Raw genomic sequence first — 21652 nt, 5'->3', positions numbered from 1 at the left:
TTGAGCCTAGTAAGTCCTATTTGGCGAGAAAAGTCGGCCGGTCATCGCCGCCTCCGGCCCCCACGCCGGCTCCCACCGCCAGCAGATCGGTCTGCCGCTCCTGCTCCAGCATCCGGCGCAGCGGGCCGTCCGCCGCGGCCAGCTCCGCGTACGGGCCGCGCTGCACGGTCCGGCCGCCGTCGAGGACGATCACCTCGTCGACGGCTTCGAGGCCGTGCAGCCGGTGGGTGATGAGGACGGTCGTACGGCCTTCGGTGGCGCGCAGCAGATCGTCGGTGAGCGCGTCGGCGGTGGCCAGGTCGAGGTGCTCGGCCGGCTCGTCGAGAACGAGGACGGGGAAGTCGGCCAGGAGGGCCCGCGCGAGCGCGAGGCGCTGGCGCTGGCCGCCGGAGATCCGGGAACCGTGCTCGCCCACGAGGGTGTCGAGCCCGGCGGGCAGCCCGTCCACCCAGTCGAGCAGCCGGGCGCGGCGCAGCGCCTCGCGCAGCTCGTCGTCGTCCGCCCCGGTGCGGGCGAGCCGCAGGTTCTCGCGGAGGGAGCTGTCGAAGAGGTGGGCGTCCTGGGCGCAGAGGCCGACCAGCCGCCGGACCGCGTCGCCGTCGAGCTCCCAGGCGGGCACTCCACCGAGCCGGTAGATGCCGTACTCCACGTCGAGGAAGCGCAGCAGCACCTGGGCGAGCGTGGTCTTGCCGGAGCCGGAGGCGCCGACGACGGCGACCCGGCGCCCGGCCTCCAGGGTGAGCCGGAAGTCGGCGAGCGCCGGCCGCTCCTGACCGGCGTACCGGGCCGACAGCCCGTCCAGCTCCAGCGGGAACGGCGTGGCCGGGGGAGTGTCGGGCCGGGCCGGCTCGTGTACGGGGACGGGGGTGTCGAGCACCTCGAAGACGCGCTCGGCGCTGTGCTTGACGCGCTGGCGGTACTGCACGGCGAGCGGCAGTCCGGTGACGGCCTCGAAGGCGGCGAGCGGCGTCAGGACGACCACGGCGAGGGCCACTCCGTCGAGCCGCCCGTCCCGCACGCCCTGGACGCCGACGGCCGCGGCGGCCACCACCGTCAGGCCGCAGACCAGCGCCGAGAGTCCGGCCCCGAGCGCGGTGGCCGCGGCCTGCCGGGAGGCGATGCCGGTGAGGACGCGGTCGGCGTCCCGGGTCCGTTCGATCCTGCCCCGCAGCGCACCGGCCACCGTCAGCTCGGCGCAGCCGCGGAGCAGATCGGCCACGGCGGTCGCCAGGCCGCCGCGCGCGGGGGCCAGCCGCTGTTCGGCCCGGCGGGCGAGGGCCCCGCCGGCCGCCGGTACGGCGATCCCGGCGACCAGCAGGCCCACGGCGAGGACGGCGCCGGCCTCGGGCAGCATCCAGGCGGTGAAGCCGACGGACGCCACGCCCACGACGAGTGCCGCGCCCACCGGGAGCCACCAGCGCAGCCAGTAGTCCTGGAGCGCGTCGACGTCGTGGACCAGCCGGGCGAGCAGGTCGCCGCGCCGGGTGCGGCGCAGCCCGGCCGGGGCGATCCGCTCCAGGCCTCGGTAGACGGAGACCCTCAGCTCGGCGAGCATCCGCAGCACGCCGTCGTGCGACACGAGCCGCTCCGCGTACCGGAACACGGCCCGGCCGATGCCGAACGCGCGCGTGGCCGTGACGGCCACCATCAGATGGAGCACGGGCGGCTGCTCGGAGGCCCGCGAGATCAACCATCCGGACACCGCCATCAGTCCGACGGCGGACCCGAGCGCGAGGCTGCCGAGCAGCAGCGCGAGCAGCATCCGCCCCTTGAGCTCGCCGGCCATCCCCCGCACGCGCCGGAGCACCGACGAACCGGGAGCGGGCTGGTCCGCACCGGGTGCGGCGGACGGGTGCCACCCGTCCGCCGCGTCGGGCGCGACGCCTCCGTCGCCCCGACCGGTACCCCCGGCGGCCTCCGCCGCGACGGGCACCACGGCGAGCGCGTCGCCGTCGGGCTCCGCGCGGCCCAGTGTCACCACCCGGTCCGCGACCGCGAGCAGCGCGGGCCGGTGCACGACCAGCAGCACCGTCCGGCCCGCCGCCAGCCGCCGGACCGCGTCGACGACTCCCGCCTCCGTCTCCCCGTCCAGCGCCGCCGTCGGCTCGTCGAGCAGCAGCAGCGGCCGGTCCGCCAGGAACGCGCGGGCGAGTGCGAGCCGTTGCCGCTGGCCCGCCGAGAGTCCTGCGCCGTCCTCGCCGAGGACCGTGTCGAGCCCCTGCGGCAGCCCCGTGACGAACCCGTCCGCCCCTGCGTCCCGCAGTGCCTCCCGTACCGCCTCGTCGGAGGCGTCCGGGCGTGCCAGCCGCACGTTCTCGGCGACCGTCCCGGCGAAGAGGTACGGGCGCTGCGGCACCCAGGCGATCCGCGACCGCCAGGCCTCCAGGTCGAGCGCCGCGAGGTCCTCGCCGCCGACCCGTACCGAGCCGCCCTCCTCGGGCACCGCGAAGCCGAGCACCACGTCGAGGAGCGTGGACTTCCCGACGCCGCTCGGTCCGACCAGGGCGACGGTCTCGCCGGGCTCGACCGTCAGCGTCGCCGCGTCGAGCGAGGGTTCGGCGCGCCCCTCGTGGCGTACCGTCACCCGGTCGAGCGCGAGCCGCAGGCCGTCCGGCACCGGCGCCGTACCGCCGTCGCGTACCGGCTGCTCCAGGACGTCGAAGATCTCCTCCGCCGCCGCGAGCCCCTCGGCCGCCGCGTGGAACTGCGCCCCCACCTGCCGCAGCGGGAGGTACGCCTCGGGGGCCAGGACGAGGATGACGAGTCCGGTGTAGAGGTCGAGTTCGCCGTGGACCAGTCGCATGCCGATGGTCACGGCGACGAGGGCGACCGACAGCGTCGCGAGGAGTTCCAGGGCGAAGGAGGAGAGGAAGGCGATCCGCAGCGTGCGCATCGTCGCCCGGCGGTACTCCGAGGTGATCGCACGGATCGACTCGGCCTGGGCCTTGGCCCTACCGAAGATCTTGAGGGTGGGGAGGCCGGCCACCACGTCGAGGAAGTGCCCGGAGAGCCGGGAGAGCAGCTTCCACTGCCGGTCCATCCGGTCCTGGGTGTACCAGCCGATGAGGATCATGAAGATCGGGATGAGCGGCAGGGTGACGACGATGATCGCCGCCGAGACCCAGTCCTCGGTGACGATCCGGGCCAGCACCGCCACCGGCACCACCACCGCGAGTCCCAGCTGCGGCAGGTAGCGGGCGAAGTAGTCGTCGAGCGCGTCCACTCCCCGCGTCGCGAGCGCGATCAGCGAGCCGGTCTTCTGGCCGCTCAGCCACCCGGGACCGAGGGCGGCCGCCCGGTCGAGCAGCCGGCCGCGGAGTTCGGACTTGACCGCCGCGCTCGCCCGGTGGGCGGCGAGCTCGGTCAGCCAGGAGACCAGTCCCCGTGCCACCGCGACGCCCGCGAGCAGCAGCAGAGGAGTGGTCAGGGCGGAAACCGACTGGCCCTTCTGGAAGGCCCCCACCACGATCTCGGCGATGAGCATCGCCTGGGCGACGACCAGCGCCGCCCCGACGAGGCCGAGGGCGACCACCGCGATCAGGAAGAGACGGGTGGCCCGGGCGTACCGGAGCAGGCGCGGATCGATCGGTTTCACGTGAAACATGCCCCTCTAGTGAGCGTCGGCGATGTGCTGCGTACCGATGCGCTTACGGAACACCCAGTAGGTCCAGCTCTGGTAGAGCAGCACCAGCGGGGTCGCGATCGCCGCGCACCAGGTCATGATCTTGAGCGTGTACGGGCTCGACGACGCGTTCGTCACGGTAAGGCTCCACTCGGGGTCGAGCGAAGACGGCATGACGTTCGGGAAGAGCGCGAGGAAGAGCATCGCCACGGCGGCGGCGATCGTCACGCCCGAGAGCGCGAAGGACCAGCCCTCACGGCCCGCCTTGATCGCGCCGATCGCGCCGACGAGGGACACCACGGCGACCAGCATCGCCGCGAGGCTCCAGCCGTCTCCCGTGTCGACCTGGGTCCAGATCAGGAAGGCCAGCGCGAGCACCGCCGTCACCAGGCCCAGCCCGAACGCGAGCTTCCGCGCCCGGCTCCGGATGTCCCCCACCGTCTTGAGCGAGGCGAAGACCGCGCCGTGGAAGGTGAAGAGGGTCAGGGTGACCAGGCCGCCGAGGAGCGCGTACGGGTTGAGCAGGTCCCAGAAGTTGCCGACGTACTCCATCTCCGCGTCGATCTTCACGCCCCGGACGATGTTGCCGAAGGCCACGCCCCAGAGGAACGCCGGGATCAGCGAGGTCCAGAAGATGGCCTGCTCCCAGTTGCGCTGCCAGTTCTCCTCGGGCCGCTTCACCCGGTACTCGAAGGCGACGCCCCGGACGATCAGGCAGACCAGGATGATCAGCAGCGGCAGGTAGAAGCCGGAGAACAGCGTCGCGTACCACTCGGGGAACGCGGCGAAGGTCGCGCCGCCCGCGGTCAGCAGCCACACCTCGTTCCCGTCCCAGACGGGCCCGATGGTGTTGATGAGGACCCGCTTCTCGACCCTGTCGCGGGCGAGCAGCTTGGTCAGGACACCGATCCCGAAGTCGAAGCCTTCGAGGAAGAAGTAGCCGGTCCAGAGGACGGCGATGAGTACGAACCAGACGTCGTGGAGTTCCATGCCTCGATCTCCTGAGCCTCAGTACGAGAAGGCCATGGGGCGGTCGGGGTCACGAGAGTCCCCGCCGATCTTGGTGGGCGGGTTGAGGTCGTCCTCGCTGAGCTCCGGCGGGCCCGCCTTGACGTACTTCACGAGGAGCTTGACCTCGATGACGGCGAGGATCGCGTAGAGGGTGGTGAAGACGATCATCGAGGTGAGCACCTCGCCCTGGGAGACTCCGGGGGAGACCGCGTCCCGGGTGCGCAGCACGCCGTAGACGACCCAGGGCTGACGGCCCATCTCGGTGAAGATCCAGCCCCAGGAGTTGGCGATCAGGGGGAACGCCATGGTCCAGAGGGCGATGATCCAGTACCACTTGCCCAGGCGGGGGCTGAGCGCCTTCCGCCTGAACAGGACCAGGTTCGGCACCTCGTCCTCACCGGTCCTCAGGCCCGGTGCCAGCATGAACTTCTTCCGGGTCAGCCAGAGGCCGAGCATGCCGATGCCCAGCGAGGCCATGCCGAAGCCGATCATCCAGCGGAAGCCCCAGTACGCGACCGGGATGTTGGGCCGGTAGTCGCCGGGCCCGAACTTCTCCTGCTCCGCCTTGTTGATGTCGTTGATGCCCGGGACGTACGAGCTGAAGTCGTCGTTCGCGAGGAACGACAGCAGGCCGGGGATCTCTATGGCCACCTTGTTGTGGCCCTTGTCGACATCGCCGTAGGCGAAGATCGAGAAGGGGGCGGGCGCCTCGCCGTCCCAGAGCGCTTCGGCGGCGGCCATCTTCATGGGCTGCTGCTTGAACATGACCTTGCCGAGCAGGTCACCGCTGATGGCGGTGCCGAGGCCGGCGATGATCAGGGTGACCAGGCCGAGCCGCAGCGAGGTCCGCATCACCGGGATGTGCCTCTTCCGCGCCAGGTGGAAGGCGGAGATGCCGACCATGAACGCGCCGCCGACCAGGAAGGCCGCCGTGATGGTGTGGAAGAACTGGGTGAGGGCGGTGTTCTGGGTGAGCACCAGCCAGAAGTCGGTGAGCTCCGCGCGCCCGCGCTCCGCGTTGATGCGGTAGCCCACGGGGTGCTGCATCCAGGAGTTGGCCGCCAGGATGAAGTACGCGGAGAGGACGGTGCCGATCGACACCATCCAGATGCAGGCGAGGTGGATCCGCTTCGGGAGCTTGTCCCAGCCGAAGATCCACAGACCGATGAAGGTCGACTCGAAGAAGAAGGCGATGAGCGCCTCGAAGGCGAGCGGGGCGCCGAAGATGTCACCGACGAAGCGCGAGTAGTCGGACCAGTTCATGCCGAACTGGAACTCCTGCACGATGCCGGTGACGACTCCCATGGCGATGTTGATCAGGAAGAGCTTGCCCCAGAACTTCGTCGCCCTGAGGTACTTCTCCTTCTCGGTCCGCACCCAGGCGGTCTGGAGACCGGCGGTGAGGGCGGCGAGGGAGATCGTCAGGGGGACGAAGAGGAAGTGGTAGACGGTGGTGATGCCGAACTGCCAGCGCGCCAGAGTCTCTGGCGCAAGAGCGAGGTCCACGTCGTTTTCTCCTTACATCGCCGTGGTCACATCGGCAGTTTGCCCTGGTAATCCCACCCAAGAAGGGACGAACCAGGACACGCTTGTGAACGCGTTCACATTCACAAGCATTATTACTCATACGAAATCCGTACCTTCAGTCGGGGTCCTCCTACCGAAGGTCACCTCTTCCCAGGACCTTCAACATATTGTTGAATCCGGGTCATGACCCTTCGGATACGCATCCTCTGGCCGGCCGGACACACCACGGCCACCCTTGAGGAGACCCCCACGAGCACGGCGCTCGCGGGAGCCCTCCCGATCTCCTCCACCGCCCGGACCTGGGGCGAGGAGGTCTACTTCGACACTCCGGTCTCCGTGCCCGTCGAGGACGGCGCACGCCAGGTCGTCGACCCGGGCACGGTGGCCTTCTGGACGGACGGCGACGCCCTCGCCCTCCCCTACGGCCCGACCCCGATCTCCCGGGGCGAGGAATGCCGGCTCGCGAGCCCCTGCAACCTGCTGGGCTCGCTCGACGACGACCCGCGGATCCTGGCCACCGTCAGGGACGGCGACCCGATCCGCGTGGAGCTCGTCGACGGCTGATCAGCCCTCCTCGCGGAGTCGGCCGATCCGCCCTCCTCACGGAAGCGACCGATCGGCTCTCCTTGCGGAAGCCACTGGTCAGCCCTCCTTGCGGAAGCCCTCCGCCACCTTCAGGAACAGGTCGTTCGCCTCGGTCTCACCGATCGTGACGCGCACGCCCTCGCCCGCGAACGGCCGCACCACCACACCGTGCCGCTCGCACTCCGCCGCGAAGTCCACCGTGCGCTCACCGAGCCGCAGCCAGACGAAGTTCGCCTGGGTGTCCGGCACGGTCCAGCCCTGGGCCACGAGCCCGGCGTGGACCCGCTCGCGCTCGGCCACCAACGAGCCGACGCGCCCCAGCAGTTCGTCCTCGGCGCGCAGCGAGGCCACCGCCGCGTCCTGGGCCAGCTGGCTCACCCCGAACGGCACCGCCGTCTTGCGCAGCGCCGCCGCCACCGGCTCGTGGGCGACCGCGAAGCCGACCCGCAGCCCCGCCAGGCCGTACGCCTTGGAGAAGGTGCGCAGCACGGCGACGTTGGGCCGGTCGCGGTACAGCTCGATGCCGTCCGGGATGTCGGCGTCGCGGACGAACTCGCGGTACGCCTCGTCGATCACGACCAGGACGTCGGAGGGCACCCGGTCGAGGAAGCGCTCCAGCTCGGCGCGGCGGACCGCGGTGCCGGTGGGGTTGTTCGGGTTGCAGACGAAGATCAGCCGGGTCCGGTCGGTGATCGCCTCCGCCATCGCGTCGAGGTCGTGCACCTCGCCCTCGGTCAGCGGCACCTGCACCGAGGTGGCACCGCTGATCTGCGTGATGATCGGGTACGCCTCGAAGGAGCGCCAGGCGTAGATGACCTCGTCGCCCGGGCCCGAGGTGGCCTGGAGGAGCGACTGCGCGACGCCGACCGAGCCGGTGCCGGTGGCCAGGTGGGAGACGGGCACGCCGAAGCGGTCGGCCAGCTCCTCCATCAGGCCGGTGCACGCCATGTCCGGGTAGCGGTTGAAGTTCGCGGCGGCCGCGAGCGTGGTCTCCATGACCCCCGGCAGCGGCGGGTAGGGGTTCTCGTTGGAGGACAGCTTGAAGGCCACCGGACCGCCCGCGGCGGCCGGCTTGCCCGGCTTGTAGGTGGGGACGCCGTCCAGCTCGGCCCGCAGCCTCGGGCTGCCCTTGCTCGTCCCGCTGGTCTCGCTCACTGTGTGGCCTCCTCGACCGTCCGTACCGCCAATACTCCTCACCTTAAGAGGATTCGCGCCCGCTGCGAATGGCCTGTGGACAACAGGAGGGACACGCTGTGGAAACGCGGCACCCCATGAGGGGCGCGCGGCAGGGTGGCGTGCGCCGGTGGCGGGCGCCGTGGCGCGCATCCCCCGTAGAGGTGAGTTGAGACCTCTTCGAGACCTCACCCCCTCACCAGGCGTACACCGTTCGACAACCACAGTTCTCATGGCTGCGACACGAACTGCCTTTGGTTTCATGCCTCTTGAGGCTTTTCGATCATGCAGAAACGTGCCTGTCAATGCTTGCATATGCGACCGTCGCCACCGGCCCTCATCGCCCTACTATCGGCTCGCCATGACAGCAGCAGGGAAGCACCAGGTGAGCCGGGCACAGACCCGGGGAAACCGGCAGGGCCGCGCGGGCATCCGGGACGTCGCCGCCGCCGCCGGGGTCTCCATCACGACTGTCTCCGACGCGCTCAACGGCAAGGGCCGACTCCCGGACGCCACCCGCCGCCACGTGCGCGAGGTCGCCGACCGGCTGGGCTACCGCCCATCCGCGGCGGCCCGCACACTCCGTACGGGCAAATCGGGACTCATCGGCCTGACCGTGACGACGTACGGGGATGAACCTTTCACCTTCACCGAATTCGCGTACTTCGCGGAGATGGCCAGAGCCGCCACATCGGCAGCACTCGCCCGGGGCTACGCCCTGGTCATCCTCCCCGCCACCTCCCGCCATGACGTCTGGTCGAACGTCGCCCTCGACGGCACCGTCGTCATCGACCCCTCCGACCACGACCCGGTCGTCACCGAACTGGTCCGCCAAGGCCTGCCCGTCGTCTCCGACGGACGCCCCGCCGGCACCCTTCCGGTCACCGCCTGGGTCGACAACGACCACGAAGCCGCCGTCCTCGACCTGCTCGACCACCTCGCCGCCGCCGGCGCCCGCCGCATCGGCCTCCTCACCGGAACCACCACCGACACGTACACCCACCTGTCCACCACCGCGTACCTGAACTGGTGCGAGCGGGTGGGCCAGGACCCCGTCTACGAGGCCTACCCGGCGCACGACCCGTGCGCGGGCGCCGTCGCGGCCGACCGGCTGCTCGCCCGCCCGGACCGGCCCGACGCCGTCTACGGCCTCTTCGACCCCAACGGAACCGACCTCCTGGCGGCCGCGCGCCGCTACGGGCTGCGCGTCCCGGACGACCTGCTGCTGGTCTGCTGCAGCGAGTCGACCGTCTACGCCACCACCGAACCGCCCATCACGACGCTCTCGCTCAAACCGCGCCGCATCGGCACGGCCGTCGTCCAGCTCCTCATCGACGCCATCGAGGGGATCGACGCCGACGGCCCGGTCGAACAGGTGATACCGACCGAACTCATCATCCGCACCTCCTCGCAGCGCCGTTCGCCGCGCACGACGGTCAGCCCGCCGCGCTCGCCCGCGAAGGACTGACACGCCCGAGGACCGACCCGCCCGACACGCCGCCACGGCCGCCGTCCCGCCCCTGCCCGTGGGCAGGGGCGGCGAAACCGGACACCACACCGGCCTCAACCCTGGACTGGACCTTCCCAATTCGGGCGAAACAACCGGTGAACCCGGAGTGGACCCGGATTCATCACCCCTGGTGCGTCACACAGGAGGAACCTCATTCCTATGATGGGCGCACGACATCGTGGACCACCCCGACCAGGCCGGGACGCGATGTGCAGGGCATCGCGACGGTGGTGGAGGGGTCGATGACTCAGGGGGCCGGGCAGGATCCCGTGGTGCGCACGGCGACATTGCGTGACTTCCGCGTACCGCCGTACGCCCGGGTGCCCGTACAGGGCCATGCCGCCGAACCGCCGTCCGAGGACCCGCTGCCGGCACCCGCGCCGGCCGAGGTCCCGGTCGGCGGCCATCCCGCTCCCGTCGAGCACCGGCTGCCCGACCCGTCCGGACCCGTGCCGCCCGTCGCACCCGCGCCGGTCGAGGTCGTGCCGATCGTGGCCGTGCCGATCGCTCCCGCGCCTCCGGCGGCCGCCCCCACCGCGCCCATGCCCGCCGCCCCGACGCTCCAGCTGGGCCGCCGCCTCGCCCCCGCGTACCCCGAGGCGACCGGCTCCTCCATCGTCTCCGTCGCCACCGGCCACCCCGGCAACGCCTTCCCCGAGGGCGAGCTGCCCGAGGGGTACACGCCGACCGAGCGCGACCTCCCGGTCATCCAGCGCGGCGACACCCTCCAGGTGCCGATCACGCCCGAGGCGGCGACCGAACCCACCGCCGCCGGCGGCGAGGGCCCCGGGCCCCTCTTCGTCGTGGGCGACGTCCACGGCTACCTCGACGAGCTGGTCGCCGCCCTGCGCGCGCAGGGCCTCATCGACGAGAACGGCAGCTGGTCCGCGGGCAACGCCCGCCTCTGGTTCCTCGGCGACTTCACCGACCGCGGACCCGACGGCATCGGCGTCATCGACCTCGTCATGCGGCTCTCCGCGGAGGCCGCCGCCGCCGGCGGCTACTGCAAGGCCCTCATGGGCAACCACGAGCTGCTCCTCATCGGGGCCAAGCGCTTCGGCGACACCCCCGTCAACTCCGGCGCGGGCACGGCCACCTTCCAGGCCGCCTGGCTGCTCAACGGCGGCCAGAAGCACGACATGGACCGCCTCCAGGACGTCCACCTCCAGTGGATGTCCCGCCTCGACGCCGTGGTGCGGGAGGACGACCACCTCCTCCTGCACTCCGACACCACCGCGTACCTCGAATACGGCGAGACCATCGAGGACGTCAACGAAACGGTCCACGAGATCCTCACCCGGAACGACGCCGACGAGGTCTGGGACCTGTTCCGGAAGTTCACCAAGCGCTTCGCCTTCCGCGACGAGGGCGGCCCCCAGGCCGTGCAGGAGCTCCTCGGCACCTACGGCGGCCGCCGGATCGTGCACGGCCACAGCCCCATCCCGTACCTCCTCGGCCAGGTCGGCACGGAGGAGGGCGAGGGAAGCGGAGGCCCGATCGTCGACGGACCGCACGTGTACGCCGACGGCCTCGCCATCGCCATGGACGGCGGAGTGACCATGGCCGGAAAGCTACTGGTCGTCCAACTCCCCCTGAACGGCTGACGCATAACCCTGCGCATCCGGAGAAGTCGAATTCCGGAAACACCCTGTCAGGTCGTGGCGTCACCGCAATACCATCGGGTCCATCCGTAGCAGGCTCTCCTCCGTTTCCGCCCAGCCGAGCGTTTCCACGGCTGATCCCGGGCCTACGGAGCATCGGGGGATGCACATGAACGTGGCTCCGCACCTGCTGACCGAGGATCGCGCCGAGTACGAGCGGGTCCTCGACGACGCACTGAACACCGCCCACGCACGTCCGGATCTCGTCGGGGTCGGCAGCCGGCTCACGGTCGCGCAGCTGCGCTCCATGACGCTGAACGCGACGGCGCTGGTCACCACCGCGGCGGCGAGCGAGTACGACCACTTCGTCAAGGTCCGCGAACAGAACCGCGCGGCCGTCGGCACCCGCGCGCCCTCGCCCCACGACCTCGACCCTCCCGGTCCCGGCGCGGGCGTAGCCGCGATCGTCACCGTCATGGTGCCGGTCCTCGCGGGCGCGGCCGCCGTCATCTTCCTGCTGGTCGGCGCGGTGCTGCACGCCATCGCCCCCACCGTCGCGTTCGGCGCCACGCTCCTGACCGCCGGTCTCGTCTTCGGCTCCGTCGCCGCGGGCGGGCTGCTCTGTGCGGCCGCCGGACTCCTCCTGACGGCCCTGCGCAACAGTCCGACCGAGGTGGGACCGGTCTCGGCCGCACCGGACGACGAACTGAGCCGCGCCCGCGAGGCCTGGCGTCACGCCCTCCTCGAACGCGGCATCCTGCCCTTCCTCCGCGACGCCCTCGCCGCCACCGCCCCACCCGACCCAGCCGCCCCACCCGACCCAGCCGGTCCGGCCGACCCAGCCGGTCCGGCCGGTCCCTGGGACGACGGGGTCTGACACGACGGGACCACCCGACCCCCGGGCGGCGGGGCCTGACACGACGGGACCGGCCCGCGACTCCCCCGGAAGTCGCGGGCCGGTCTCCGGGCCCGTGCGTCAGTCGGCCAGCGGCAGGTAGACGCGGTTGCCGCTCGCCGCGAACTCCGCGGACTTCTCCGCCATGCCCGCCTCGATCTCCTGCTGCGTGCCGCCGTGCTCACGCCGGATGTCCTGGGAGATCTTCATCGAGCAGAACTTCGGACCGCACATCGAGCAGAAGTGCGCGGTCTTCGCGGGCTCCGCCGGCAGCGTCTCGTCATGGAACTCGCGCGCGGTGTCAGGGTCGAGAGCCAGGTTGAACTGGTCCTCCCAGCGGAACTCGAACCGCGCGTCCGAGAGCGCGTCGTCCCACTCCTGCGCGCCCGGGTGCCCCTTGGCGAGGTCCGCCGCGTGGGCCGAGATCTTGTACGTGATGACGCCCGTCTTCACGTCGTCCTTGTTGGGCAGGCCCAGGTGCTCCTTGGGCGTGACGTAGCAGAGCATCGCCGTGCCCCACCAGGCGATCATGGCCGCGCCGATGCCCGAGGTGATGTGGTCGTACGCGGGCGCGACGTCCGTGGTGAGCGGGCCGAGCGTGTAGAACGGCGCCTCCTCGCAGATCTCCTGCTGGAGGTCGATGTTCTCCTTGATCTTGTGCATCGGGACGTGCCCGGGGCCCTCGATCATCGTCTGCACGTTGTGCCGCTTGGCGATCGTGTTCAGCTCGCCGAGCGTGCGCAGCTCGGCGAACTGCGCCTCGTCGTTGGCGTCCGCGATCGAGCCGGGGCGCAGGCCGTCGCCGAGCGAGTAGGTGACGTCGTACGCCGCCAGGATCTCGCAGAGCTCCTCGAAGTTCGTGTAGAGGAAGTTCTCCTTGTGGTGCGCGAGACACCAGGCGGCCATGATCGAGCCGCCGCGCGAGACGATGCCGGTCTTGCGGCGCGCGGTGAGGGGCACGTACGGCAGGAGCACGCCGGCGTGCACCGTCATGTAGTCGACGCCCTGCTCGGCCTGCTCGATGACCGTGTCCTTGTAGATCTCCCAGGTCAGGTCCTCGGCCCTGCCGTCGACCTTCTCCAGGGCCTGGTAGAGCGGCACGGTGCCGATCGGGACGGGGGAGTTGCGCAGCACCCACTCGCGGGTGGTGTGGATGTTGCGGCCGGTCGACAGGTCCATGACCGTGTCGGCGCCCCACTTGGTCGCCCAGGTCATCTTCTCCACCTCCTCCTCGATGGACGAGGTGACGGCGGAGTTGCCGATGTTGGCGTTGACCTTCACCAGGAACTTCTTGCCGATGATCATCGGCTCGATCTCCGGGTGGTTCACGTTCGCCGGGAGCACGGCCCGGCCCGCGGCGATCTCCTCCCGCACGACCTCGGGGGAGACGTTCTCGCGGATCGCGACGTACTCCATCTCCGGGGTGATCTCCCCCCGGCGGGCGTACGCCAGCTGCGTCACCGCCTGGCCGTCGCGGCCCCGGCGCGGCAGGCGCGGCCGGCCCGGGAAGACGGCGTCGAGGTTCTTCAGCCCGCCGCCGCGCGGCGAGGTGTGCTTGATGCCGTCGTCCTCGGGACGGGCCGGGCGGCCCGCGTACTCCTCGGTGTCACCGCGCGAGATGATCCAGTTCTCGCGCAGCGGCGCGAGGCCGCGACGGACGTCGGTGTCGATGGTGGGGTCGGTGTACGGGCCGGACGTGTCGTACAGCGTCACGTCCTTGCCGTTGGTGAGGTGCACCTGACGGACCGGCACCCGGAGGTCGGGGCGCGAACCCTGGAGGTACCCCTTGTGCCAGCCCGGCGTGCGCTCCTGTCCTTCGGACAGGTTCTGCTCGGAGGCAGGCGTGCGTGCGTCCTGAATGGTCATGAGACCTGATCTCCCTACGCCGGCATTACCCGGTAACAGGTTCGGCGGTCGGCGCAGCCTCTTCCCGTACGTGAGTACGGTGATCAGCGCCCTCTCAGCCCGGTGCTCCGAGCTCCCGCGTGTGCAAAGGTGCCACCACGCTAGCGTCACCCTGGCGTGCTGAACAGTGGGCCCCCGTCGTTCTTGCGATGATCGGCCGGTGACTTCCCCCCATCAGACCCCCGAGTCGCACGACCCCGCGCACAATCCCGGCCACGACCCCGCGCACGATCCCGGCCACGGCCCGGGGCACGACCCCGGCCCTCCCCACGAGCACGGCCACGGTCCGGCCCACGGGCACGGACGCTCCCACGGACACGGCTCCGGGCACTCCCACGGGCACAGCCACGGCCACGGCCCCGCAGCCCCCGTCTCGCGGCATCTGCGCAAGGTCATCGCCGCCGTCCTGATCCCCTTCGCCACCGCCGTCGTCGTCGGGCTCGTGGTGCTGTGGCCCGGCGGGACTCCGGCGCACGAGCGCACCGGCGTCGGTTTCGACCGGCAGACCGAGCAGGGTGAGGTCGTCTCCGTCGAGCAGGTCGACTGCAAGAGCGTGAACGCCGCCCAGGTCCCGCCGACCGGGGACACCTCCACCCCGGAGGGCCGCGAGGCGGTCGCCGCGCAGCAGGGGGAGTGCGAGAAGGCGACGATCGAGGTCACCAGCGGCCCGGAGAAGGGGCGCACGTTCACCGAGATCGTGCAGCCCGACGCCCCGCGTCAACTGCACGAGGGACAGGGCGTGGTGGTGGCCTACGCCCCCGACGCCCCGCGCGACCTGCAGTACTCGGTGACGGACGTGAACCGGAAGGTGCCGCTGGCGGTGCTCGCCGGCATCTTCGCGCTCGCGGTCGTGATCGTCGGCCGGATGAAGGGCGTGATGGCGCTCGTCGCGCTCGCCATGAGTTTCCTGGTCCTGACGTTCTTCATCCTGCCGGCGATCCTGCAGGGATCGAATCCGCTGGTCGTGGCGGTGGTCGGGTCGAGCGCGATCATGCTGATCGCGCTCTACACGTGCCACGGCCTGTCGGCCCGCACCTCGGTCGCGGTGCTCGGCACGCTGATCTCACTGCTGCTGATCGGTCTGCTCGGATCGGTCTTCATCGACTGGGCCTCGCTGAGCGGCAACACCGACGACAGCACCGGTCTGATCCACGGCCTGTACCCGGAGATCGACATGTCCGGCCTGCTGCTCGCCGGGGTCATCATCGGTTCGCTCGGCGTGCTCGACGACGTGACGGTGACCCAGACCTCGTCGGTCTGGGAGCTGCACCAGGCCGATCCGGGCATGGGGCCGCGCGCGCTGTACCGGGCCGGCATCCGGATCGGCCGCGACCACATCGCCTCGGTCGTGAACACCCTGGTGCTGGCCTACGCGGGTGCCGCCCTCCCGCTGCTGCTGCTCTTCTCCATCGCGCAGAGCAGCATGGGGACGGTGGCCAACAGCGAGCTGGTCGCCGAGGAGATCGTCCGGACACTGGTCGGGTCGATCGGTCTGGTCGCCGCCGTTCCGGTCACCACGGCCCTGGCGGCTCTCGTGGTCTCGGCCGACCGCACGGACGCCGACGGCCTTCCGGTCACCGGTGGCCGGAAGGCCACGGCGGTACGGGGCGGACGACGCCGTCGCGCCAAGTGAGGCAGGACCCGCCGGGGCCTGTCCGAGCCTGATCGGCAGGCCCCTCTAGGCGGGTCCGGCGTTCTCCTCGGCCAGGATGCGGCCGAGCGCGGCCTCCAGGTTGTCCTCGAAGTCGCCGAGGGTGCATTCCTGGCCGAGCGGCACGAGCTTGTCGGTGCGGTCGAGGAACGCGACCAGCGGCGGTGCGCTGGCCCGGAACAGGGCGCGGTCGCCGCCGACCTGGAGTCGGATGGAGACGTCCGACAGCCCCTCGGGCTCGGTGGGCGCGATGTGCACGTCGCCGTCACCGCTCGGCCGGTTGATCCCGTCGAGCAGCAGTTCCCTGCCGAACGCCCACGTCACGGGCGCGTCTCCGGGGAGGTGGAAGGTCATTCGCACCGCGTAGGGATCCCTGGCCTCGTATCGCAGCTCGACCGGGATCTTGAAGGAGAGCTCCTCGGAGACGAGGAAGCTCATCAGGACCTCGGCCTGAACCGACTCTCGCATCATGTACCCCGCAGTAGATGAAGCAGTTGTGTAAACACAGCTGCTGAAAGCTGTGACCGAAACGGCCAGGAATGATCCCCCATGGCCCTCTTGACGCAATCGTGCTGTAAGCGATAGCAGATCACAAGGAGTGATTTTTCAGATACTGATAGAGAAAGCGAGCGAGCCGAGGAGCCTTCCGATCTCCGTACGTAGCCGCTCGACTGCTGGGAGCAACCGTTCTTCCTGGTGGAGGGGGAGGGAAATGGCCATCGCGCCCGCCGCGGAGCCCGCCGTAATGGGGATGGCGGCACAGACCGTGCCGAGCGCATATTCCTGACGCTCCACCAGGGGTTCCATTCGCCCCAAACTGCCCAAACGCCCCAAAAGCAGACTCCGGTTACGCACCGTGTACGGAGTGATGGCTTCCACCGGGTGGCGGTCAAGGTGGTCTTGACGAGATTTCAGATCGAGTTGACTCAGCAGACACTGCCCGATCGCATGGGCGTGCGCGGTCTCGCGGAAGTCGGCCCATTCCTCCACGGCGGGGGCGGAAGGAGTGTCGGCGACGGCGACGAGCTCGATCTCGCCCTCGCGGTACAGGGCGAAGTAGATGGGCACACCGATCTCGTCCCGCCAGCGGGCAAGGGAGTCTTCGATCTTGATGCGACGATTCTGCACGTCTCCGCCACCGGCCAGTCGTACGGCGGCGTCGCCAAGGACGAACACACCCTTCTCGCGGCGTAGATAGCCTTCGTGCGTCAGGGTGCGGAGCAGGTGGTACGTGGTGGGCAGCGGGAGGCCCGTCTCACGGGCGAGCTGCTTGGCCGGAGCGCCGTCCGCGTGGGAGGCGACGGCCTCCAGGAGTCTCAGCGCTCGCTGTACCGAGCCGATCAGGGTAGGCGCAGCCGTTTGCGTAGCCGTGGCCAAAGGTCACCCCCAGGCGTGACGACGGATGCAGTGCACCCGCCCGCGGGGGCCGCCCCCGCGCGCCCGCCGGGCCAGGGAAAACCGCTGGTCAGTAGGGGGATCTACGCCCGTAGTCCCCAACACGGCGGAGAGATTCCACTCTAGTGGCAGCCCCTGGGCCGATGCCCTGATTCGACCAGCGCGTTCCCCCGCCCGGGCTAATCCCCACCGTCGGCCTCCTACTGATCAGTAGCTTGTGCTACCAGTCCTCACGCGACGTGCCGGAGGAGCTGAACTTCCGTACGACGTAGATCAGTCCGGCGACCAGGGCGACGAAGAGCAGCACCTTGAAGAGCAGTCCGACCACGAAGGCCAGGACGCTCGTGATCAGCCCGCCGAAGACGAGCAGGGCCAGCGCGGGTATCGCGACCCACTTCACCCACCAGGGCATCCCCGCGAGAATCTCCTGTACGGCCATCGTCCCTACCTCGCTCTCGAGAATCCGTTCCGCGCGCTCCGCGCCGAACATCCTCAAGGCTAGGTGCCGGGAAAGTCCCACGGGGGCCCCGCGGCCCCCGCTCTCCCCTGATCCGACCCCTAGGGGCTTCGGCCCCACGGCCCTCAGCCGCCCGCCCGGGCCCGCGCGCACCGGCGCTCCGCTCTCGGCTCGACGGCGACGGCTCGACGGCTCGACGGCTCGACGGCTCGACGGCTCGACGGCTCGACGGCTCGACTTTCCGGCACCGGCTCTCCGGTGTCAGCTCTCCGGTGTCAGCTCTCCGCCGGGGCGAAGACCACCATCACCCGCAGGTCCTCGCTGATGTGGTGGAACTTGTGCTCCGCCCCCGCCGGCACGTAGACCACGCTGCCGCGCGCCACCTGGGTCGTCTCCGACCCGACGGTGATCGACGCACGGCCGCTCACCACGAAGTACACCTCGTCCTGGCGGTGCGGCTTCTGCGGGTCGAGCGCCCCGGCATCCAGCGCGTACAGACCCACCGACATGTTCCGCTCGCGCAGGAACTGAAGGTACGCACCGTCGTTCGCGGCACGCTCCGCCTCCAGTTCATCCAGCCGGAATGCCTTCATCGCCTGTCCGCCCCTGCCTCGGCCCGATCATCTCTGCCACGATCAGACACATGAAGAATTTCGTAGTCAAGACGCTCGCGAACGCGGGCGCCCTGGGAGTCGCCATCTGGCTGCTCCAGGACATCACTCTGACCGGCGACAGCACCGGCAAGAAGGCCCTGACCCTCATTCTCGTCGCCCTGGTCTTCGGGCTCGTGAACTTCCTGGTCAAGCCGATCGTCAAGCTGCTGACGCTTCCCCTTTTCATCCTGACGCTCGGCCTGATCACCCTCGTGGTCAACGCGCTGATGCTGCTCCTCACGTCCTGGCTGGCCGAGCAGTTCGACCTGAGCTTCCACGTGGAGGGCTTCTGGACCGCCGTCCTGGGCGGCCTGATCATCTCCATCGTGTCGTGGGCGCTGAACGTCGTGCTCCCCGACGGTGACTGAGTGGGGACCGTGACCTACCGCGTCTGCTTCGTCTGCACTGGCAACATCTGCCGGTCGCCGATGGCCGAGCACGTCTTCCGCCGCCAGGTGGAGGAGGCCGGTCTCGGCGGGACGGTGGTGGTCGACAGCGCGGGAACCGGAGGCTGGCACGAGGGCGACGGTGCCGACCCGCGCACGGTGGCCGTGCTGGAGGAGAGCGGCTACACGTCCGCGCACACCGCCCGGCAGTTCCGGGCCTCCTGGTTCCCCGCCCTCGACCTGGTGATCGCGCTCGACGAAGGCCACCTGCGGGAGCTCCGCTCACTGGCCCGCACCCCCGAGGAAGCGGCCCGGATACGGCTGCTGCGCTCCTACGACCCGGCCGCCGAGGACGGGCTCGACGTCCCCGACCCCTATTACGGGGGCCGTGAGGACTTCGAGGAGTGCCTGGAGATGGTGGAGGCGGCGGGCGAAGGCCTGCTCGACGCCGTCCGCGCGGAACTGGAGGACCGGACAGCATGACCGACACGACGTACGGCGACGGCACGCGCGCGGTGCGCGCCGGGCTCCCCGAGCCCGTGAAGTACGAACCGACCCTGCCGGGACCGGTCTTCGCCGCCCACTTCCACCTGCCGGGCGAGCCGACCGGCGGTTACGCGTACGGCCGCGACGAGAACCCCACCTGGACCCATCTGGAGCGGGCGATCGGCGGGCTGGAGGCACCGGGGGAGGAGGGCGTCGAGACGCTCGTCTTCGCCTCCGGCATGGCGGCGATCTCGGCCGTGCTCTTCTCCCAGCTGAAGGCCGGCGACACCGTGGTCGTGCCGAGCGACGGCTACCAGGCCCTGCCGCTGCTGCACGAGCAGCTGAGGGCGTACGGCGTCGAGGTCCGGACCGCCCCGACCGGGGGCGACGGCCAGCTGGCCGTGCTCGAAGGGGCCCGGCTGCTGTGGATCGAGACCCCGTCCAACCCCGGGCTCGACGTCTGCGACATCCGGCGCCTGGTGCGCGAGGCGCACGCCGTCGGGGCGCTCGTGGCGGTCGACAACACCCTCGCCACACCGCTCGGCCAGCGGCCCCTCGCGCTGGGGGCGGACTTCTCCGTCGCCAGCGACACCAAGGGCATGACCGGCCACGGCGACATCCTGCTCGGCCACGTGAGCTGCCGCGATCCCCAGCGGGCCGCGGAGGTACGGCGCTGGCGCAAGATCGTCGGCGCCATTCCCGGCCCCATGGAGGCCTGGCTCGCCCACCGTTCGCTCGCCACGCTCCAGCTGCGGATCGACCGGCAGTGCTCCACCGCGCTGGCGCTCGCGCAGGAGCTCGCCGGGCGTGCGGACGTCACCGGGCTGCGCTACCCGGGGCTGCCCGACGACCCGTCGCACGCGGTGGCCGCCCGGCAGATGCGGCGCTTCGGCCCGGTGATCTCGTTCGAACTGGCCGACCGGAAGCGGGCCGAGCGGTTCCTGGAGGAGCTGCGGCTCGTGGACGACGCCACCAGCTTCGGCGGTGTGCGCTCCACGGCGGAGCGGCGCGGGCGCTGGGGCGGAGACGCGGTCTCTGAGGGCTTCATCCGGTTCTCGGTGGGTGCCGAGGATCCCGAGGACCTGATCGCCGATGTCCTGCAGGCCCTCGACGAGGCCGGCGCCACCGGCTGAGAGCAGGGCGCCGACCGATGGAACGAGACGCTCCGAGCCTCCCCCCTCGTGGCTCGGAACGCCTCGGTTCCACGCGCGGAGACCGCCTGAACAAGGCTAGTTGACTGTGCGTCAGTGTCCAATCACGGTAGCGACAGCGACCTATCGACTTATTTATAGTTGGACAGTCCTGAGGCGCAGTCAGCCGACCGCCTGAGTCGCACGGCCGCGCGGCCGGGAGGGGGCGGGCATGGATCTGTCCCTGCTGCGCACGTTCGTCGCCGTGCACCGAGCCGGCTCCTTCACCCGGGCCGCGGCGCTCCTCGGCCTCTCCCAGCCGGCCGTCACCAGCCAGATCCGGACCCTGGAACGGCAGCTGGGCCGCCCCCTCTTCCTGCGACAGGCGCGCGGCGTCACCCCGACCACCGTCGGCGACGAGCTGGCCCATCGCGCCGCACCCCACCTGGACGCCCTGGTCGAGATAGCCGAGTCCGGCCTCGACGAGCAGGGCGGCGCCCGCACCCTCCATGTCTCCGGTCCTCCGGAGTTCACCGCGCTGCGCGTGCTGCCCGCCCTCACACCGCTGGTCGGGCAGGGGCTCGCCGTGCGGGCCTCGTTCCTCGGCAACACCGAGGAGATCCTCGACGGGCTCGCCGCGGGCCACCACGACCTGGCCGTCACCACCGCCCGCCCTCGCGGCGGCCTGTTCGTCTCCACCCCGCTCTGCGACGAGGAGCACGTCCTGGTCGCGGCGGAGCGCTGGGCGGCCCGGCTCTCCCCCGAGGTGCTGCTCGGCAAGGGCTCGGTCGTCCTCGAGCAGCTTCCGGTGGTCGAGGTGCACGAGTCGCTGCCGTTCGTCTCCCGCTACTGGGCCACGGTCTTCGACACCAAACCGGCCGCCACCGCGACCGTGATCGCCCCCGACCTGCGGGCCGTCCGGGATTCCGCCGCCTCCGGTGCCGGCCTGGCCGTCCTGCCGCGCTATCTGTGCGAGGAGGATCTGGCGGAGGGGCGGCTCGTGGCGCTGCTCGAACCCCCGGTCCCTCCGCTGCGGACCTACTTCCTGGTCGCGCGCACGGGCACGCTCGCGCTGTCTCCCCTCGCGCGTGCTCACGAGGAACTGCTGCGCGCCGCGGCGGGCTGGTGAGTTTCAGGACACCCCGGACGGGCCATTTTCTTCCCATGAACGAACGGCCCATGACCGAACGGCCCGTGATCAAGCGCACCGCACGCGCCATCCTGCTCGATGGCGACGACCTCATCCTCATCAAGCGCACCAAGCCGGGGATGGATCCCTACTGGGTCACGCCCGGCGGCGGCGTGGAGCCCTCCGACGCCACCGTCGTCGAGGCCCTGCACCGCGAGGTGCACGAGGAGCTCGGCGCCAAGATCACCGATGTGGTGCCCTGCTTCGTCGACACCGTCGAGCACATCGTCGACGGCGGGGTCTCCGGGGTGAAGGTCCAGCACTTCTTCGTGTGCCGGCTCGGTTCCATGGACACCGCGCTGCGGCACGGCCCCGAGATGGACGAACCGGTCGGCGAGTACGAGATCGTCCGGGTGCCCTTCAGCCGGGTCGGCATCGCCGCCGTCCACCTCGTCCCCCTCTCCCTGCGCCACTACCTCGACGGCAACATCGAGGGCGTCCGCGCCATGCACGCTCCCGACCTGGGCTGAGACGCC

The 21652-nt window shown here is 70.7% G+C and carries 19 protein-coding genes and 1 riboswitch; of the genes, 10 read left to right on the top strand and 9 right to left on the bottom strand.

Features of this window, described 5'->3' with window-relative positions; genetic code table 11:
- Positions 1-16 precede the first annotated feature (16 nt).
- From cydD to ACIQFX_RS02515, 3 genes are read right to left on the bottom strand one after another with little or no spacing between them, the layout of a single operon-like run.
- Positions 17-3595: a thiol reductant ABC exporter subunit CydD gene (cydD, locus tag ACIQFX_RS02525; protein ID WP_402458097.1), complete on the bottom strand. Its 3579-nt coding sequence runs from the start codon at positions 3593-3595 to the stop codon at positions 17-19.
- Between the two features lie 15 nt (positions 3596-3610).
- Positions 3611-4612 carry a cytochrome d ubiquinol oxidase subunit II gene (gene cydB, locus ACIQFX_RS02520; protein ID WP_402458093.1) on the bottom strand — a complete coding sequence of 334 codons (1002 nt, stop codon included), beginning with the start codon at positions 4610-4612 and terminating at the stop codon, positions 3611-3613.
- Positions 4613-4630: 18 nt separating this feature from the next.
- The gene (locus ACIQFX_RS02515) at positions 4631-6139 is read right to left on the bottom strand and encodes a cytochrome ubiquinol oxidase subunit I (RefSeq protein WP_402458090.1); all 1509 of its coding nucleotides are present in this window, start codon (positions 6137-6139) and stop codon (positions 4631-4633) included.
- Between the two features lie 204 nt (positions 6140-6343).
- Here ACIQFX_RS02515 and ACIQFX_RS02510 point away from each other — a divergent pair, with 204 nt between their 5' ends.
- The gene (locus tag ACIQFX_RS02510) at positions 6344-6724 is read left to right on the top strand and encodes a cyclophilin-like fold protein (RefSeq protein ID WP_402458087.1); all 381 of its coding nucleotides are present in this window, start codon (positions 6344-6346) and stop codon (positions 6722-6724) included.
- A gap of 78 nt (positions 6725-6802) precedes the next feature.
- Here ACIQFX_RS02510 and hisC read toward each other — a convergent pair whose 3' ends face one another.
- The gene (gene hisC, locus ACIQFX_RS02505; RefSeq protein WP_367822296.1) at positions 6803-7900 is read right to left on the bottom strand and encodes a histidinol-phosphate transaminase; all 1098 of its coding nucleotides are present in this window, start codon (positions 7898-7900) and stop codon (positions 6803-6805) included.
- 379 nt (positions 7901-8279) lie between these two features.
- On the opposite strand from hisC, the gene ACIQFX_RS02500 reads away from it, so the two are divergent.
- The 3 genes from ACIQFX_RS02500 to ACIQFX_RS02490 all read left to right on the top strand — a co-directional run bounded on the left by ACIQFX_RS02500 (position 8280) and on the right by ACIQFX_RS02490 (position 11906).
- Positions 8280-9386, top strand: a complete 1107-nt coding sequence (locus tag ACIQFX_RS02500; RefSeq protein ID WP_402458084.1) for a LacI family DNA-binding transcriptional regulator — start codon at positions 8280-8282, stop codon at positions 9384-9386.
- Positions 9387-9670: 284 nt separating this feature from the next.
- Positions 9671-11032, top strand: a complete 1362-nt coding sequence (locus tag ACIQFX_RS02495) for a metallophosphoesterase (protein ID WP_402458082.1) — start codon at positions 9671-9673, stop codon at positions 11030-11032.
- A gap of 160 nt (positions 11033-11192) precedes the next feature.
- Positions 11193-11906, top strand: a complete 714-nt coding sequence (locus tag ACIQFX_RS02490) for a hypothetical protein (RefSeq protein ID WP_402458079.1) — start codon at positions 11193-11195, stop codon at positions 11904-11906.
- A gap of 99 nt (positions 11907-12005) precedes the next feature.
- Here the strand turns inward: ACIQFX_RS02490 and thiC are convergent, their stop codons facing one another.
- Entirely contained in the window at positions 12006-13790 is a 1785-nt protein-coding gene (thiC, locus tag ACIQFX_RS02485; protein ID WP_402458076.1) for a phosphomethylpyrimidine synthase ThiC, read from the bottom strand.
- Positions 13784-13919, bottom strand: a riboswitch (TPP riboswitch). Its footprint overlaps the gene before it by 7 nt.
- A gap of 37 nt (positions 13920-13956) precedes the next feature.
- Between thiC and ACIQFX_RS02480 the strand changes: the two genes are divergently transcribed.
- Positions 13957-15462: a YibE/F family protein gene (locus ACIQFX_RS02480; RefSeq protein ID WP_402458073.1), complete on the top strand. Its 1506-nt coding sequence runs from the start codon at positions 13957-13959 to the stop codon at positions 15460-15462.
- Between the two features lie 45 nt (positions 15463-15507).
- Here ACIQFX_RS02480 and ACIQFX_RS02475 read toward each other — a convergent pair whose 3' ends face one another.
- The 4 genes from ACIQFX_RS02475 to ACIQFX_RS02460 form a co-directional block, all read right to left on the bottom strand.
- Positions 15508-15948 (bottom strand): SsgA family sporulation/cell division regulator, encoded by a 441-nt coding sequence (locus ACIQFX_RS02475; protein WP_376483829.1) that lies wholly within the window; start codon positions 15946-15948, stop codon positions 15508-15510.
- A 138-nt stretch (positions 15949-16086) separates the two neighbouring features.
- Complete coding sequence (locus tag ACIQFX_RS02470; RefSeq protein ID WP_402458070.1) at positions 16087-16857, bottom strand: IclR family transcriptional regulator; 771 nt, start codon at positions 16855-16857, stop codon at positions 16087-16089.
- 238 nt (positions 16858-17095) lie between these two features.
- Positions 17096-17314, bottom strand: coding sequence for a DUF5326 family protein (locus ACIQFX_RS02465; protein WP_376483737.1), 219 nt, complete (start codon positions 17312-17314; stop codon positions 17096-17098).
- 293 nt (positions 17315-17607) lie between these two features.
- Positions 17608-17925, bottom strand: a complete 318-nt coding sequence (locus ACIQFX_RS02460) for a cupin domain-containing protein (protein ID WP_402458066.1) — start codon at positions 17923-17925, stop codon at positions 17608-17610.
- A 50-nt stretch (positions 17926-17975) separates the two neighbouring features.
- Here ACIQFX_RS02460 and ACIQFX_RS02455 point away from each other — a divergent pair, with 50 nt between their 5' ends.
- From ACIQFX_RS02455 to ACIQFX_RS02435, 5 genes are all read left to right on the top strand, one after another.
- Positions 17976-18353: a phage holin family protein gene (locus tag ACIQFX_RS02455; RefSeq protein WP_402458064.1), complete on the top strand. Its 378-nt coding sequence runs from the start codon at positions 17976-17978 to the stop codon at positions 18351-18353.
- Positions 18354-18362: 9 nt separating this feature from the next.
- Positions 18363-18854 carry a low molecular weight protein-tyrosine-phosphatase gene (locus tag ACIQFX_RS02450; RefSeq protein ID WP_402458563.1) on the top strand — a complete coding sequence of 164 codons (492 nt, stop codon included), beginning with the start codon at positions 18363-18365 and terminating at the stop codon, positions 18852-18854.
- Positions 18851-19990, top strand: coding sequence for a cystathionine gamma-lyase (locus ACIQFX_RS02445; RefSeq protein WP_402458062.1), 1140 nt, complete (start codon positions 18851-18853; stop codon positions 19988-19990). The genes ACIQFX_RS02450 and ACIQFX_RS02445 overlap by 4 nt, the downstream gene beginning before the upstream one ends.
- Positions 19991-20219: 229 nt before the next feature.
- Positions 20220-21116 (top strand): LysR family transcriptional regulator, encoded by an 897-nt coding sequence (locus ACIQFX_RS02440; protein WP_402458060.1) that lies wholly within the window; start codon positions 20220-20222, stop codon positions 21114-21116.
- Between the two features lie 50 nt (positions 21117-21166).
- Positions 21167-21646 carry an NUDIX domain-containing protein gene (locus ACIQFX_RS02435; protein ID WP_402458560.1) on the top strand — a complete coding sequence of 160 codons (480 nt, stop codon included), beginning with the start codon at positions 21167-21169 and terminating at the stop codon, positions 21644-21646.
- The last annotated feature ends 6 nt before the right edge of the window (positions 21647-21652 follow it).

Source organism: Streptomyces sp. NPDC093089, from assembly GCF_044754405.1.
In the GTDB taxonomy this organism is placed as follows: Bacteria; Actinomycetota; Actinomycetes; order Streptomycetales; family Streptomycetaceae; genus Streptomyces.
Note: the sequence above shows the minus strand (reverse complement) of the source record. Positions and strands in the feature narration are given on the sequence as shown.

Bases quoted from the DNA above. Each gene is read 5' to 3' on its own strand.
- cydB (WP_402458093.1), bottom strand. From the start codon at position 4,612: ATGGAACTCCACGACGTCTGGTTCGTACTCATCGCCGTCCTCTGGACC.
- ACIQFX_RS02510 (WP_402458087.1), top strand. From the start codon at position 6,344: ATGACCCTTCGGATACGCATCCTCTGGCCGGCCGGACACACCACGGCC.
- ACIQFX_RS02500 (WP_402458084.1), top strand. From the start codon at position 8,280: ATGACAGCAGCAGGGAAGCACCAGGTGAGCCGGGCACAGACCCGGGGA.
- ACIQFX_RS02495 (WP_402458082.1), top strand. From the start codon at position 9,671: ATGACTCAGGGGGCCGGGCAGGATCCCGTGGTGCGCACGGCGACATTG.
- ACIQFX_RS02490 (WP_402458079.1), top strand. From the start codon at position 11,193: ATGCACATGAACGTGGCTCCGCACCTGCTGACCGAGGATCGCGCCGAG.
- thiC (WP_402458076.1), bottom strand. From the start codon at position 13,790: ATGACCATTCAGGACGCACGCACGCCTGCCTCCGAGCAGAACCTGTCC.
- ACIQFX_RS02475 (WP_376483829.1), bottom strand. From the start codon at position 15,948: ATGCGAGAGTCGGTTCAGGCCGAGGTCCTGATGAGCTTCCTCGTCTCC.
- ACIQFX_RS02465 (WP_376483737.1), bottom strand. From the start codon at position 17,314: ATGGCCGTACAGGAGATTCTCGCGGGGATGCCCTGGTGGGTGAAGTGG.
- ACIQFX_RS02460 (WP_402458066.1), bottom strand. From the start codon at position 17,925: ATGAAGGCATTCCGGCTGGATGAACTGGAGGCGGAGCGTGCCGCGAAC.
- ACIQFX_RS02455 (WP_402458064.1), top strand. From the start codon at position 17,976: ATGAAGAATTTCGTAGTCAAGACGCTCGCGAACGCGGGCGCCCTGGGA.
- ACIQFX_RS02445 (WP_402458062.1), top strand. From the start codon at position 18,851: ATGACCGACACGACGTACGGCGACGGCACGCGCGCGGTGCGCGCCGGG.
- ACIQFX_RS02440 (WP_402458060.1), top strand. From the start codon at position 20,220: ATGGATCTGTCCCTGCTGCGCACGTTCGTCGCCGTGCACCGAGCCGGC.
- ACIQFX_RS02435 (WP_402458560.1), top strand. From the start codon at position 21,167: ATGACCGAACGGCCCGTGATCAAGCGCACCGCACGCGCCATCCTGCTC.